11 protein-coding genes and 1 tRNA gene are annotated in these 13,631 nt (G+C 35.4%); 5 read left to right on the forward strand and 7 right to left on the reverse strand.

The annotated features are described in order from the left end of the window. The first annotated feature begins 18 nt into the window (after positions 1-18). The 5 genes from ACFE0M_RS04085 (at position 19) to pyrF (ending at position 5,185) form a co-directional block, all read left to right on the forward strand. The gene (locus ACFE0M_RS04085; protein ID WP_434544470.1) at positions 19-492 is read left to right on the forward strand and encodes a regulatory protein RecX; all 474 of its coding nucleotides are present in this window, start codon (positions 19-21) and stop codon (positions 490-492) included. 123 nt (positions 493-615) lie between these two features. Next, positions 616-691: transfer RNA gene (locus ACFE0M_RS04090), tRNA-His, on the forward strand. Between the two features lie 395 nt (positions 692-1,086). Then, a complete protein-coding gene (locus tag ACFE0M_RS04095; RefSeq protein WP_434544471.1) occupies positions 1,087-3,552 on the forward strand; it encodes a DNA translocase FtsK 4TM domain-containing protein in 2,466 nt (821 codons plus the stop codon). Between the two features lie 40 nt (positions 3,553-3,592). Beyond that, on the forward strand, positions 3,593-4,207 hold the full coding sequence (locus tag ACFE0M_RS04100; protein WP_434544472.1) for a LolA family protein: 615 nt from the start codon (positions 3,593-3,595) through the stop codon (positions 4,205-4,207). A 162-nt stretch (positions 4,208-4,369) separates the two neighbouring features. After that, positions 4,370-5,185, forward strand: coding sequence for an orotidine-5'-phosphate decarboxylase (gene pyrF / locus ACFE0M_RS04105; protein WP_434544473.1), 816 nt, complete (start codon positions 4,370-4,372; stop codon positions 5,183-5,185). Positions 5,186-5,390: 205 nt separating this feature from the next. On the opposite strand, the gene ACFE0M_RS04110 is transcribed toward pyrF, so the two are convergent. The 7 genes from ACFE0M_RS04110 to ACFE0M_RS04140 all read right to left on the reverse strand — a co-directional run bounded on the left by ACFE0M_RS04110 (position 5,391) and on the right by ACFE0M_RS04140 (position 13,583). Then, positions 5,391-6,125: a shikimate dehydrogenase family protein gene (locus ACFE0M_RS04110; RefSeq protein ID WP_434544474.1), complete on the reverse strand. Its 735-nt coding sequence runs from the start codon at positions 6,123-6,125 to the stop codon at positions 5,391-5,393. Continuing rightward, complete coding sequence (locus ACFE0M_RS04115) at positions 6,122-7,069, reverse strand: DUF368 domain-containing protein (protein WP_434544475.1); 948 nt, start codon at positions 7,067-7,069, stop codon at positions 6,122-6,124. The genes ACFE0M_RS04110 and ACFE0M_RS04115 overlap by 4 nt, the downstream gene beginning before the upstream one ends. 11 nt (positions 7,070-7,080) lie before the next feature. Then, positions 7,081-7,854, reverse strand: coding sequence for a phosphosulfolactate synthase (locus ACFE0M_RS04120; protein ID WP_434544476.1), 774 nt, complete (start codon positions 7,852-7,854; stop codon positions 7,081-7,083). 3 nt (positions 7,855-7,857) lie between these two features. Then, positions 7,858-9,348 carry a tetratricopeptide repeat protein gene (locus tag ACFE0M_RS04125; protein WP_434544477.1) on the reverse strand — a complete coding sequence of 497 codons (1,491 nt, stop codon included), beginning with the start codon at positions 9,346-9,348 and terminating at the stop codon, positions 7,858-7,860. A 129-nt stretch (positions 9,349-9,477) separates the two neighbouring features. Next, complete coding sequence (locus tag ACFE0M_RS04130) at positions 9,478-10,461, reverse strand: NAD-dependent epimerase/dehydratase family protein (protein WP_434544478.1); 984 nt, start codon at positions 10,459-10,461, stop codon at positions 9,478-9,480. Further along, a complete protein-coding gene (locus ACFE0M_RS04135; RefSeq protein WP_434544479.1) occupies positions 10,461-12,833 on the reverse strand; it encodes a GumC family protein in 2,373 nt (790 codons plus the stop codon). The genes ACFE0M_RS04130 and ACFE0M_RS04135 overlap by 1 nt, the downstream gene beginning before the upstream one ends. A 9-nt stretch (positions 12,834-12,842) precedes the next feature. Beyond that, positions 12,843-13,583 carry a polysaccharide biosynthesis/export family protein gene (locus ACFE0M_RS04140; RefSeq protein WP_434544480.1) on the reverse strand — a complete coding sequence of 247 codons (741 nt, stop codon included), beginning with the start codon at positions 13,581-13,583 and terminating at the stop codon, positions 12,843-12,845. Between the last annotated feature and the right edge of the window lie 48 nt (positions 13,584-13,631).

Raw genomic sequence — 13,631 nt, forward strand, 5'->3', positions numbered from 1 at the left:
TAAGCGAAAGTTAAATTTATGGCAAAACAACTCATCTATACCGTTAAGGAAGGAAAAGCCAGAGGGGCTAAGTATTGTTCTTTGCAAGAAAGAAGCCAACAACAAGTAAGGGATAAACTATACGAATGGGGTTTATATGGAGATGAAGTTGAGGAAGTAATTGCCTGGTTGATTTCAGAAGATTTTATTAATGAAGAGCGTTTTGCACAAAGCTATGTACGGGGCCATTTTAATCTAAAGAAATGGGGGAGAATTAAGATTAAGCAAGGTTTAGAGCAAAAGAAAATTTCTGATTACTGTATTAAAAAAGGAATGAAAGAAATAGATGAAGAAGATTATCAGAACACCATTGTAAATCTTTTAGAAAAAAAATGGAGAACCATTAAAGACCCTAATTTATATGTAAAAAAGCAAAAGGCGGTGCGATATCTATTGCAGAAAGGCTTTGAGGCAGATTTAGTATGGGCCGAGGTTAATAAATTGACTGAATAGAGAGGAGAGTAAAAACGAGTTTTAGCTTTTTGCTTAGCATATTTTCATCATTTGAGTCAAAATAATTTTCATCATTTGCTTTTCTGAATTCATATTTCCTTCTTACCTTTGTGAGCTCAAAATGGTGGTTGTAGTTCAGTTGGTTAGAACGCCTGATTGTGGTTCAGGAGGTCGTGGGTTCGAGTCCCATCTTCCACCCTTTATGAAATAGCTCAAGTCTGTATAGATTTGAGCTATTTTTTCTTAAATCTCATTTTCTCAATTCTTTCTTTTAAATAGACAATTGACAAATTCGATAGAGATCGAATCAGTTGACAAAATTTAATCCCGATCTTATATTGAAAGTCTAAGCGAGACGTTTAAACCAAAGTGCGATTTAAATCACTAGAAAAAAATAGGTTTTATCACCATTTCCATTAACACTTAAGTCAAATTAAAATGCAAAGGATAATACATGCATTTTCCCCATTAGGAGGAAATTAAAAAGGGGGCTTTGATTATTCCCCACTAATAGCAATAATTCTAAATGAAGATTTGTATTTTGCGGTTAAATTGAATTTATGCATTTTTACGTATGCTTAGGAAGCATTATTTATGGCAAAGAACACTTATAAATCCAATACTTTTAAAAAGGGAACTGAAGAAAAGAAATCAAAAAAGCTCAATTTTGAATTTGGGTTCTTGAAGGATAGAAGACTGCATCTTGCTTTCGGTTTTTTTCTTTTAACAGCCTCTATTTTTTTATTTACTGCCTTTGTTTCCTATTTATTCACAGGCAAAGCCGATATGAGCGTTTTACAATCTGTTTCTGATACGGGAGTTAAGGCTTCCGGGGCTGAAATGGATAATTGGCTTGGGCTTCTTGGAGCACAATCCGCCTATTACTTTATTTTCAAATGGTTTGGATTAGCTGCTTTTCTAATCCCTCCTTTTTTATTTTTAGCGGGTTATCGCATCACCTTCAATAAAGTAATTTTCTCTATTAAGAGTGCATTTACTTTCATGCTGTTTTTCTTATTCTGGTTCAGTTTACTTTTAGGCTTTATGGTATTTGAATCAGGGAAAATCACAGCCTTCTCCTTTTTGTGTGGAGGAATTGGATATGAATTAGCCGTCCTTTTTAATAGTCTTTTTGGTTGGGGAACCTATCTGGTTTTAATTCTTTCTTTATTAATTTTCACGATTTTTTATTTCAATGTGACTTCCCTGCTTTCATTTCAATCCAAAGCGGATGAAACAGATGAATTAAAAGAGGAGAAAGTGAGTTTTTCTGAAGAAAAATCAAATGATGAAATGGAGGAAGATTTGACAGCAAAGGAAGAAATTGAGGAAGAAGTAACTGAAGAATCCTTTGATGACTCCAGCACTTGGACGGTTTCAGATCAAAAACCTAAAAAAGCACCACCTCAGGAAGAGCTTACCATGGAGGTAGAGAATACGCTCGAAAATAAAGTGATTCAAGAAGAGCCTCCAATAGAAGAAGAAAAGCAAGAGATTGAGGTGGAGGAATCCTCGTTTGATGAAAAGCTCGGCAAAAAGGTAGAAAACTATGACCCGACTTTAGATTTGTCCTCTTATAAATACCCGACTTTAGATCTTTTGGCCGATCATGATTCGGGTAAAGTAAAAGTTACTCAAGAAGAACTTGAAGCCAATAAGGATAAGATTTTGGAAACCTTGACAAATTTCAAAATCAAAATCCAAAGTATTAAAGCTACTATTGGCCCTACAGTAACACTTTACGAGATAGTTCCCGAAGCTGGGGTCAAAATTTCCAAAATCAAGAATTTGGAAGATGATATTGCTTTAAGTTTAGCGGCTTTAGGAATTAGGATTATTGCCCCAATACCTGGTAAAGGAACGATTGGTATTGAAGTGCCGAACAAAAACCGAGAGATGGTCAGCATGAAATCGGTATTGGCAACGGATAAATTCCTCAAGAGCGATAAGGAATTACCCATCATCATGGGGAAAACCATAAGTAATGACGTCTTTATAGCGGATTTAGCCAAAATGCCACACTTATTGATGGCAGGTGCAACCGGACAAGGTAAATCAGTCGGCCTAAATGTAATGCTGGCCTCTTTGATCTATAAAAAGCATCCTTCACAATTGAAATTTGTTTTGGTAGATCCTAAAAAAGTGGAATTAACCCTTTTTAATAAGCTGGAAAGACACTTTTTAGCAACCTTGCCTGGAACTGAAGAGCCTATTATTACCGATACTAAAAAAGTGGTCAACACTTTAAACTCACTTTGTATCGAAATGGATAATCGCTATGATTTATTAAAGGATGCAGGTTGTAGAAATTTAAAGGAATACAACACCAAATTTGTCAATAGAAAATTAAATCCTGAAAAAGGGCATAGATTCTTACCTTATATAGTATTGGTGATAGATGAGCTGGCCGATTTGATGATGACTGCGGGTAAAGAGGTGGAAACCCCTATTGCAAGACTTGCTCAATTGGCCAGGGCTATTGGAATTCATTTAATTATAGCTACTCAGCGTCCATCTGTTAATGTAATTACAGGTATTATAAAAGCCAACTTCCCTGCTCGATTATCCTTCAGGGTAACCTCAAAAATAGATTCCCGAACCATTTTGGATACCGGTGGGTCTGAGCAATTAGTTGGCATGGGAGATATGTTGCTTTCACAAGGATCTGATTTGATCCGTTTACAATGCCCGTTTATTGACACACCTGAGATTGATGAAGTGGTGGAGTTTATTGGTAACCAAAGAGGATATGAGCAAGCCTATCAATTACCGGAATTTGCAGGAGATGATGATGATAGCAAAGTAGGAGAGGTGGATTTATCAGAAAGGGATGCTTTATTTGATGAAGCGGCCAAATTGATTGTTTTGCATCAACAAGGGAGTACTTCCTTGATTCAAAGGAAATTAAAATTGGGTTATAATAGAGCAGGCAGATTAATTGACCAATTGGAAGCTGCGGGTGTGGTCGGTGCTTTCGAAGGAAGCAAGGCTAGAGAAGTATTAATTCCTGACGAATATAGTTTGGAACAATTATTGAACAATATCGATAACAATCATTAAGAAAAAGAAAAGATAAGAGATGAGAAAAATCACAATAATCATGATGCTATTAATTTATAGCATCTCAGCATTTGCACAAAATGACCCAAAGGCCAAAGAAATTTTGGATAAAATGAGTGCTAAGTATAGCAACATACCAGGTTTCACAGCGACTTTCACACAAACGCTTGAAAATAAAATGGAAGATATAACGGACACTTTCAAAGGCGAAATTGTGGTGAGTGGTGATAAATTTAAAGCAGATGTGGCTGGTCAATTAATAGTAAATAACAATGAAACGGTTTGGACTTACTTAAGAGACGCCAATGAGGTCACCATTAATGATTACGATCAGGAAGCTGGAGAGATGAACCCAAGCAAAATTTATAAAGCTTATCAAGAAGGCTATAAATATTTATACATGGCGGGAGAAGGCAATGCACAATATCATGTAATTGATTTAGTTCCAGAAGATAAAGATGAGTCTTTTTATAAAATCAGGTTGAAAATAGATAAGAAAACCAACTTGCTTGATAAATGGACGATTTTTGATAGGGCGGGTAATATCTTTAATTATGAAGTTACCAACTTTAAAGTGGATGATACTTTAACTGCTGATGATTTTGTATTCAATCCATCGGATTATCCTGATATTGAAGTTTTGGATTTTAGATAATAAAGTAGTTAAAATTAATTTGAAACCCGACAGGTTTATACAGAGATCAGAATGGTCGGTGTGCCACCGACCGGGGAAAACTGTCTCCATGGTCGGTGGCACACCGACCGGGATTTAACTCGTAAAAATCGGTCGATTTTATTTGCTATCCTTTTTTAAACCATGAACTACCAAGAACTTTCCCATCAAATCAAATCCAAATCAAGCTATCTTTGTGTGGGTTTGGATACGGATATCAATAAAATTCCACAGCATTTATTGAAGGAAAAAGACCCAATCTTTGAATTCAATAAGCAGATTATTGATGCTACTATTGATTATGCTGTGGCATACAAACCCAATATTGCTTTTTATGAGGCTATGGGTCTAAAAGGTTGGGAAAGCTTACAGAAAACCATAGAATACCTACCAAAAGATGTTTTTACCATAGCAGATGCTAAAAGAGGTGATATTGGCAATACTTCCAAAATGTATGCAAAGGCATTTTTTGAGCAAATGAATTTTGACTCCATTACTGTGGCACCCTATATGGGTAGCGATTCGGTAGAGCCATTCTTAGAGTTTGAAGATAAATGGGTGATATTGTTAGCTTTAACTTCTAATGAAGGCGGAAGGGATTTTCAGTTTGAAGAATTAAAATCAGGTGAGAAAGTCTATCAAAAAGTATTGCAGGTATCTCAAAAATGGGGGACCGAAGAAAACTTGATGTATGTAGTAGGAGCCACTCGTTCCAAAGAATTTCAGGAGATTCGGAAATCAGTTCCCAACCACTTTTTACTTGTGCCAGGTGTGGGAGCTCAAGGTGGTGATTTAGAAGAGCTTTCAAAATATGGATTGAATGAAAATGGAGGATTGTTAGTAAATTCTTCTAGAGGGATTATTTATGCTTCTTCGGGTGAAGATTTTGCTCATGTAGCCGGTGAAAAAGCCAAAAAAATTCAAGAAGAGATGAAGAGCTATTTGAATAGATTTAGCTAAAATATTAGTTTACCAAATCATATAAATAGGATTACTTCACAGATTTTACAAGTTCCTTGACATGATTCAATATAAAACTTCCCCTAGTCTTAGCGTCTCGCTAAGATTTTTCTTATGACTGTAATTATTTGTACTCTTAGCTAATTATTGATCCAAGCGAGACGCTTGGACAAGAGAGGGACTGCATTTCTGAAGTCTTAAGAAGTCATTTTCTATTCCATATCTCCCAAGACTTCTCAGCCTGACCTACCAACATTTCCAATCCATTGATAGTCTTTGCCCCTTTTGCTGATCCTGCTTTCATAAAAGCGGTTTCAGAAGGATTGTAAACTAAGTCATATAAAAAATGATTTTCTGTCAAAGCTTGATATGGTAAATCAGGCTTTTCTTCCACTTTTGGGTAGGTGCCCAAAGGGGTGGTATTAATGATTAAATGGTAGTCAGAAAGAACTTCAGGTTTTGAGTTTAATTCATCATAAGTGAAATCAAAACCTTCTTTTCTGGAAGCTACTTTAAATGGAATTGATAAATCGATCAGTACTTTTTTGATGGCTTTGGATGCGCCACCTGTACCTAAAATCAATGCTTTTGAGTTAAATTCTGTGGGTAAGAAACTTAAAAGGGAATCTTTAAATCCATAGTAATCAGAATTAAAGCCCTTGCTTTTGCCATTATTGAATTGAATCACATTTACAGCCCCAATGGCTTTAGCATGTTCATCCAATTCATCTAAATATGGAATAATTTGTTCTTTATAGGGAATTGTAACATTTAATCCAGCAATATTCTGCTGTTTTAAATTTTCAAAGTCCTGAATATTTTCAATTGGAAATAATCGATACTCACAATTCTGAATATTTTCCTTTTTGAATTTTTCAGCAAAATACTTACCAGAAAAGGAATGTTCAAGCGGGTAACCGATTAATCCGTAAGTTTTCATTCACTTGCTTTTTTCACATTCAGCATGGAAGCAATTTTCTCTATAGCCACTACGATGAAAATCCCCAAACTAGCCATCAAAAGTGCTTCCATCAGTTGCGGATCTTGTCCAGTTTCATTTAGAAATACTTGGGGCAAAACATTATGATCGAATAAAGGCACTTGTTCCCCTTTGCTATTTATGCGAAATGTATCCACCACCTTCCATGGCCAAACTTTATTTAAGGAGCCAACCATAAAGCCAGCCAATACAGCAACTGTTATGGACTGAAAGTTTCTCAAAAACCAAGATATCAATCTGGCAAAACTTAATAATCCGATGATACAGCCAATAGCGAAAATTGCCAATGTGCCAATATCTACTGTTTCAACCGCTTCAATAATGTATTTATATTTCCCCAAGATCAGAAGGATAAAAGCTCCCGAAATCCCCGGTAAAATCATGGCGCAAATTGCTATTGCACCTGAAATTAATAAAAACCACCAGGCCTCTGGAGTTTGAGCCGGTGATGCGGAAGTAATAAAATAGGCAATTGCAATTCCAGCAAATCCGGCAATTATGGCTTTCCAATCCTTCTTTTCAATATCCCTGGCCACTAAAACGGCAGATATAATGATTAATCCAAAGAAAAATGACCAGACTAAAACGGGATAAGTACTCAACAGAAAGCTAATCAACTTTGCTAAACTGATGATACTTATGGCTATTCCCATCACTAGTGTAATAAGAAAAGAGCCATTTATATGGCTCCAAAATTCCTTGAATTTTAATTGAAATAATAATCTAAATGCTGTGGCATCAACTGATTTGATGCTATTTAGCAATTCGTCATAAATCCCTGTTATAAAGGCAATAGTGCCTCCAGAAACACCGGGCACTACATCTGCACTACCCATTGCAATGCCTTTTAGTAGCAAAACAAAATATTCTTTAATCGACCGCATTAAATCTGTTTTTAAAGTAAATCTTTATTATTTAAAAAATGATGGAAAGTATCACCTCTCAAACCTAAACGAATGGTTTCTAAAGGGATTATTTCATTAGGGGCAATATTTCCTAGGTTTACATTGGCACCTACTAATTTAATGAAATAAACTTGCTGAGCTTTTTGAGGTGCTTCCCAGATTATCTTTTCAAAAGGAATTTTAGTCAAAATTTCCTGTACTAAACCAGAGCGAACCTCACCGCTTGCACGGAATAGGCCTACATTCCCAGCTTCTCTTGATTCACCTATCACTTTCCAAGCGCCAGCATCCAATTCGGTTTGCATGAGCTCTATCCATTGGTATGGTGGAATAATTTTCTCAGCATCCTTTGAGCCTACCTCTGAAAGCACCGTCACTTGATCTGAAAGTTTGCTTATATATTCACATTTCAAATCATGAGGTAATTCAATAGAACCATCTGAAACTTCTGCAAATGGCATGTCATATTTATCCAATAATTTGCGGTAATCCTCAAATTGATCACGGATTACAAAAGCCTCAAATAAGGTTCCGCCAAAGTAGGTAGGGATACCGGCTTCTTTGTAAAGCGCTAATTTATCTTTCAAGTTGGTGGTTATATAAGAAGTAGCCCATCCTAATTTCACTATATCGGTATATTCACCACTGCTATCGATAAAGTCTTCCACCTCTCTTAAGCTAAGGCCTTTGTCCATGGCCATGGTAAATCCTACATCTCTTGGTTTGGCTGGTCTTTCAGGGATGTCTTTTAATTCGTAGTTCATGTTTTAATGGTTATCTTTTCTGAATTGGTCTATTATTTTGAACAATGCTTTCTGAGTTTCTACCCTTGGGAAGAATTCATAAAGCACCGTATGCATTTCAAAGTCCAAAACTAATGCATTTTCCAGAAAGATAAAGGCTTCTTTGTATTTACCGTATTCAATTAGGTAAGCCGTCATTCTATAATAAAGCTCTGGAGCATCAGGATTATCCTCCATTCCTTCCTTAATGATATTGATGGCTACTTCTAATTCCCCTGATTCGTAATAGATAAAAGACCAATCTAAAAATAGACTAACTTCCTCTGGATCAAGGGCTACTGCTTCTTCATAAGCATCTACAGCTGAGTTTTGATTTCCTAATTGATATTCCGCATTGGCAAGTGCTTGCCAGTATTTAGATTCATGTTTATTAATTTTTATAGCTTTTTTGGAATAGTGTACTGCTTCTATCCATTTTTCCTGTTGAATAAGGCAAAGTGCCATGCCAAAATAAGCTTCATCATAAAGTGAATCAAATTTCACAGCTTTATGAAAATATTTTACGGCCAGATCAGCTTGACCTAATTTATCATATATTTCCGCCATTCTGCAAAATACTTCAGCACTAGGCCCCTCAATTCTTAAAGTTTGGGAAAATGCATCTAAAGATTTATTGTTTTTCTCTAAAGCAGAATAGGTATTCCCCATATTAAAATAAGCAGAAGCAAAATTCTCATCTATTGCGACTGCAAATTCATAAGCTTCTATAGCTTTTTCGTATTTGCCCAATTTATGGAGCACTACACCCAAATTATACCAAGCATGGTAAGAATAAGGATCAGCATCAATGAATTTCTCATAGTAGGCAATGCTTCCCTCCAGTTGGTCGGTTACATCCAAACAGTAGGCCAATTCATAAATGGCACTTTCATGGTCAATATTTTCCTCTAAAACCCCTTTATAATTTTTAATAGCCTCTTCGTATTTGCCCAATTGCTGATAAGCCATGCCCATTTGAAATAAAACTTCATCTTTTTCTTCCGCAAAAGTCAAAGCTTTTTCCAAACATTCAATGGCTTCCTTATTTCGATTGGAAATGGTGAGTACATTAGCTTTGGTCAACAATAAATCAACATCATTGGGTTGAATATTTTCGGCTCGTTCCAAGATTTGCAAAGCGCTATCGTATTTGCTGTTACTGGCCAAAACATGTGCATTGAGAATCAAAAGCTCAACTGAAAAGGGAAATTGTTCTACAGCAAATTCACTGGCTTTAAGCGCCTTCATGAATTTGTCATTGTCCAAATACAATTCAACCACTTTTTCAAGTTCCTCCACATCAAAAAAGTGGAAATCTTTGCCCTGAATATGATTCTCGAATTTTTTAATCAACTCTTTTTCTTCGTCTTTTCTGTTTCTGAAAAATTCGCTCATAAATACTGAATAAGTGGTTTTTGCTACTTTCTCATAATATTTACCGCTTTGTTTCCCTTTTAAAATTTTTAGGGCTTTCAAATCTGTGAACACCTTTCTACTCAGGCATGCACAAACTTTGACATATGTGGTAAATATTTCAAAGTAGTATTAAATAAATTTACTTATTAATAAGTGAAAATCAAGCAACGTTGAATTAATTTTTAAAGTTTATAATTCCCGAAATTTTTGCATTTCACTTACCGTCCATTCAACAGACTCTTCTAATGACTTATAAGTGATATTAAATGTATGCTTAGCTTTTTCGGCCTTATAAATATTTTGATTCCCTGCCATTTTAGCGGTTTCCATAGTAAGTGTAACCGGTTTCCCGCTAATTTTACTCATCATATTTTCCATTATGGCTCCAAAAATCACCAGGAATTTAGGAACTCCAATGCTTGGAGCTTTAAGATTTAGCTGTTTAGCAATTGTTTTAAAAAATTCATGATAACTAATGGCTGAATTATTGAGAATATATTGCTCATTTATAATTTTATTCCCTATGCTTTCGACTATAATTTTCGCTACATCCCTTACATCAATATAATTGATCAATCCTTTTGTGTAGAAAGGCTTTTGATCACTGACATAAGCAAAAAGTTGCGCACTGCTTTGGTAGCGCTTTGCAGGGCCAATGATAACCGAAGGATTAAAAATAATGATAGGCAAACCTTCTTTCGAAAGTTTCCATAGACTCTCTTCTGCCTTCCTTTTGCTTTTTCCGTAATTGGTCAGAAATTCACTTTCTGATATTGGTGTATATTCATCAATAAAATGGTCAGTGGATTTCTTCCCTAAAGCGGCAATACTGCTTATAAAGATAAATTTTTTGACTCCTGCTTCCATGGCATGGGAAGCTAATTGGGTTGTCCAATCGGTATTGATTTCGAAAATTCTTTCTCTATCTGATTTTTTATAGGAAACCAAAGCCCCAGCGTGAATCACAAAATCAATTTGCGCTGGAATTTGTTGGAATAAGTTGTCTTCAAATGATTTTATTTCAAACCAATGAATATTTTCTGAGTTAATTGGAATAATCGAAGCAGCCCTTTTGATAGCGAAAATCTTATAGTTTCGCGCTAATAATTCGAGTAAAATTTGCTTCCCCAATAAACCGGTAGCACCTGTAATTAAAACCGTTTTTTGCCTCATCAAATATTGAAAAGCCTTTTCAGCGTAGAGATGGATTTGCTGTTATTGTCGTTATAGTAATCTTGATAATATCCATAGCCTTTGTTCTCTTTCCTTACAGAATTAAATATGATAGAGATATTCTGGATATTGTTGAGATTTAGACTTCTATGTAAATCATCAATAAATGATCTTTTGGAATAATCAGCTCTTATCACAAATAAAGAATGGTCAGATTTTTTAAGGGCAATAATTCCATCAGATACCAAACCAATAGGAGGAGTATCTAAGAGAATAATATCATATTCTGCCTTTAATTCCTTTAGTAATTGGTCAAAATAATTGCTTTCCAATAATTCAGCCGGGTTTGGTGGGATTATCCCCGATGGGATGAAATGTAAATTCTCCGTTTTGGTATTATTGATACATTCTTTCCAATGAATACCACCACTTAGAATAGAGCTGACTCCCATTTCATTTTGATCTAGGTTGAAAGCGTATTGAGCCCTTGGCTTTCTCATGTCCAAATCTAAAATAATTACCTTTTTACTAGACATGGCAAGAATAGCGGCCAAATTAACGGAAATAAATGTTTTCCCTTCCCCGCTGGTAGTTGAGCTAATGGAGATTACTTTTTTACCATCTTTAATCCCAATAAAATCCAGGCTGGTTCTAAGGGTTCTAAAAGCCTCACTAATTTGCGATCTTGGTTTTTCAGAAACGATTACACCACTTTTCTTCGCCACATAGCGCTTTAACCTGCTAATTTTTGCAATAATTGGAATATTCGTTAGCCTTTCAAGTTCGTGAATACTATTGATTTCATCATAAATCAGGTATCTAAAGCCAATAAAAATAAAGCTCAATATAAATCCAACAGCAAAGGAACCTATGTATATCAAATTGGTAGAAGGTCCGATTGGACTTTTGGGTAAGTTGGCCGGTGTTAAAATATCAACTTCGGAAAGTGTACCTGCTTGTGCAATTTCAAATTCTGTTTTCTTTTGCATTAAAGAGAGATAAAGTTCCTCATATAAGGAGTAAAATCTCATTTTCTGGTTAAGTTCATTTGTTTTGGCAGGTAGTTCGCTGAATTTTCTTTCAATTTCACGTTTTCTATATAAAATATTCTCTTTTCTTTCTTGCAGGATTTCCAATTTATTGCTCAGGTAATTATTGATCCTGTCTTTTAAAGTATTGATTTCTATTTTCCGTTGTTGCAAAACCTGACTTTCCATTTTATATCGGGTTTTGGCTAATTGGTATTCTTGATTGAGTTCTGAGAATTCTTCGAACAAGGGTTGCATATTGGCAGGCAATACTAAGTGATTGATTTTATCAAAGCTTAGCGTATCTTTTTCAAGTTGGGACTGGATATTTTTAACCTCACCTAATTGATAATTGATTCCATATAAAATGGAATCCATTTTCACCATTTCTGAAATCAATCTGTTAACATCTTCAGATGGATTGACCGTTTTGTTTTTTATTGTAAAGTCTTCGATATAAGTTTCATAATTAGATAGTTCATTTTCTGTTTGACCTAATTGCTTATTTAAAAACTCAATTTTAAGCTGGTTAGCCCTGTTTTTTTGTTCTTTGCTGTATTCTGTATAGAGTTCACTAATTTTTTCAACTATGGCTTGCACTTTGTAGGGATTGTAATCGGCAAAAGTGATTTTTATAGTGTTTGCATTCAAATTCTCTGGCGCTACCGAAAGGTTGGATTCAACATAATTAATCAAACTTTCCGGTGTGGAAATACTGAAAAATAATTTTTCCGTACTGAAAAAATGGGAGGTAGTTTCAAGCTTGTAGCTACATCCATTTAGCGTGAAATATTTTCCAAATTTGTGGGTAGTCCAATTCTCTCCATCTGGGCTAGTCGATATTTTAAAAGTTTCTTTATTGATTATATCCACATAAAATTTCTGACCATAAGCAGCGCATGATTCCTCATAGGTTACTGTAAAAGGAGTAAATCTGTACCTTTCTTCATTTTTGAACCTGCCAATTACATGGTAAGAAACGTCCAATGGCAATTTGTCAATAACCTGTTTTAAAAAGAGTTTAGAACGTATCAATTCTACTTCTCCTGATAAGGTATTGAGATTGGAGCTTTCCTCTTTTAATGGATTAAAACCAAAAACACTGGCTTCACTTCTTTTATTAAGTTTTAATTCGGCATAGGATTGAAATTTAACATTGGTGTATCGAACATATAGGAAAGCCACGAAAACAGCTATAGCAATGAGCAAAAAAGCCCAAGGTAAATTCTTTTTGAGGATGGTTTTTAACTTGAAAAAATCTACTACTTCAGTCTCTTGGTTCTGGGGTTTATGAGAAGTCTTTCCTTCCAGATTTCTTTGATATCGTGTTTTTTGGTCGCTCATTGCTCTTGCCTACCTTAAGTTTTCAATCACAATAAATAATGTCACCACATTGGTGACAACCCCAATTACTGGTGCAATATCCCTTACCGATTCAGTAAATATCCTTCTAATTGGCTCCACATAAATAATGTCATTCGGTAAAACTTGAAGATTGGCTTTTTGCATACCCTCAATGGTGGCCAAATTGATTACTTGAACTGAAGGATCGTCCAAAGGGCCTCTTATCAAACGGATATTTCTTCCTTTGGAATCTCTATTTAATCCACCCGAAAGTGCCAGTATTTCCAAAACAGTCATTTTTTCATTTTCAAGTGGAATAACCTGTCCGCCCATTGCACCTAAAACCACAACCCTTCTATTTAAGGGTCTGACCCGCACGTAAGGCTGAATATAGTATTCTGAATATTCTTCTTTTAATTTTTCTTGAAGCCCTGCAATTGAATAGCCTTCAATTTTGGTTTCACCTAGAAGTGGTAAAATGGCAGTTCCATTCGGCAGCACTTCGAATTCTTTGTCTGGCATAAATCGGCCACCGCCAGCTCCGCCTCCACCAGTAATAGCATTCAGTTCTAAATTGGGGTCAATTACTCTTTCACCTTTGTTGGTATATACTTCAATATTGATTTTATCTCCGGCTTGGATTTTGTAAGCGCCCTCAATTTTTGAGACCTCTTCTTTGAAATTCTCGGATTTAATATCTGATTCAGATTGGAGAATAATATTCTGTTTGTACACCTTACATCCGCTCATAACAAGCGCAAGTGCAAGAATACAAATTGGGTACAGGTAGAAATTTCT

Origin of the sequence: Marivirga sp. (genome assembly GCF_051117495.1) — a bacterium.
GTDB lineage: Bacteria > Bacteroidota > Bacteroidia > Cytophagales > Cyclobacteriaceae > Marivirga.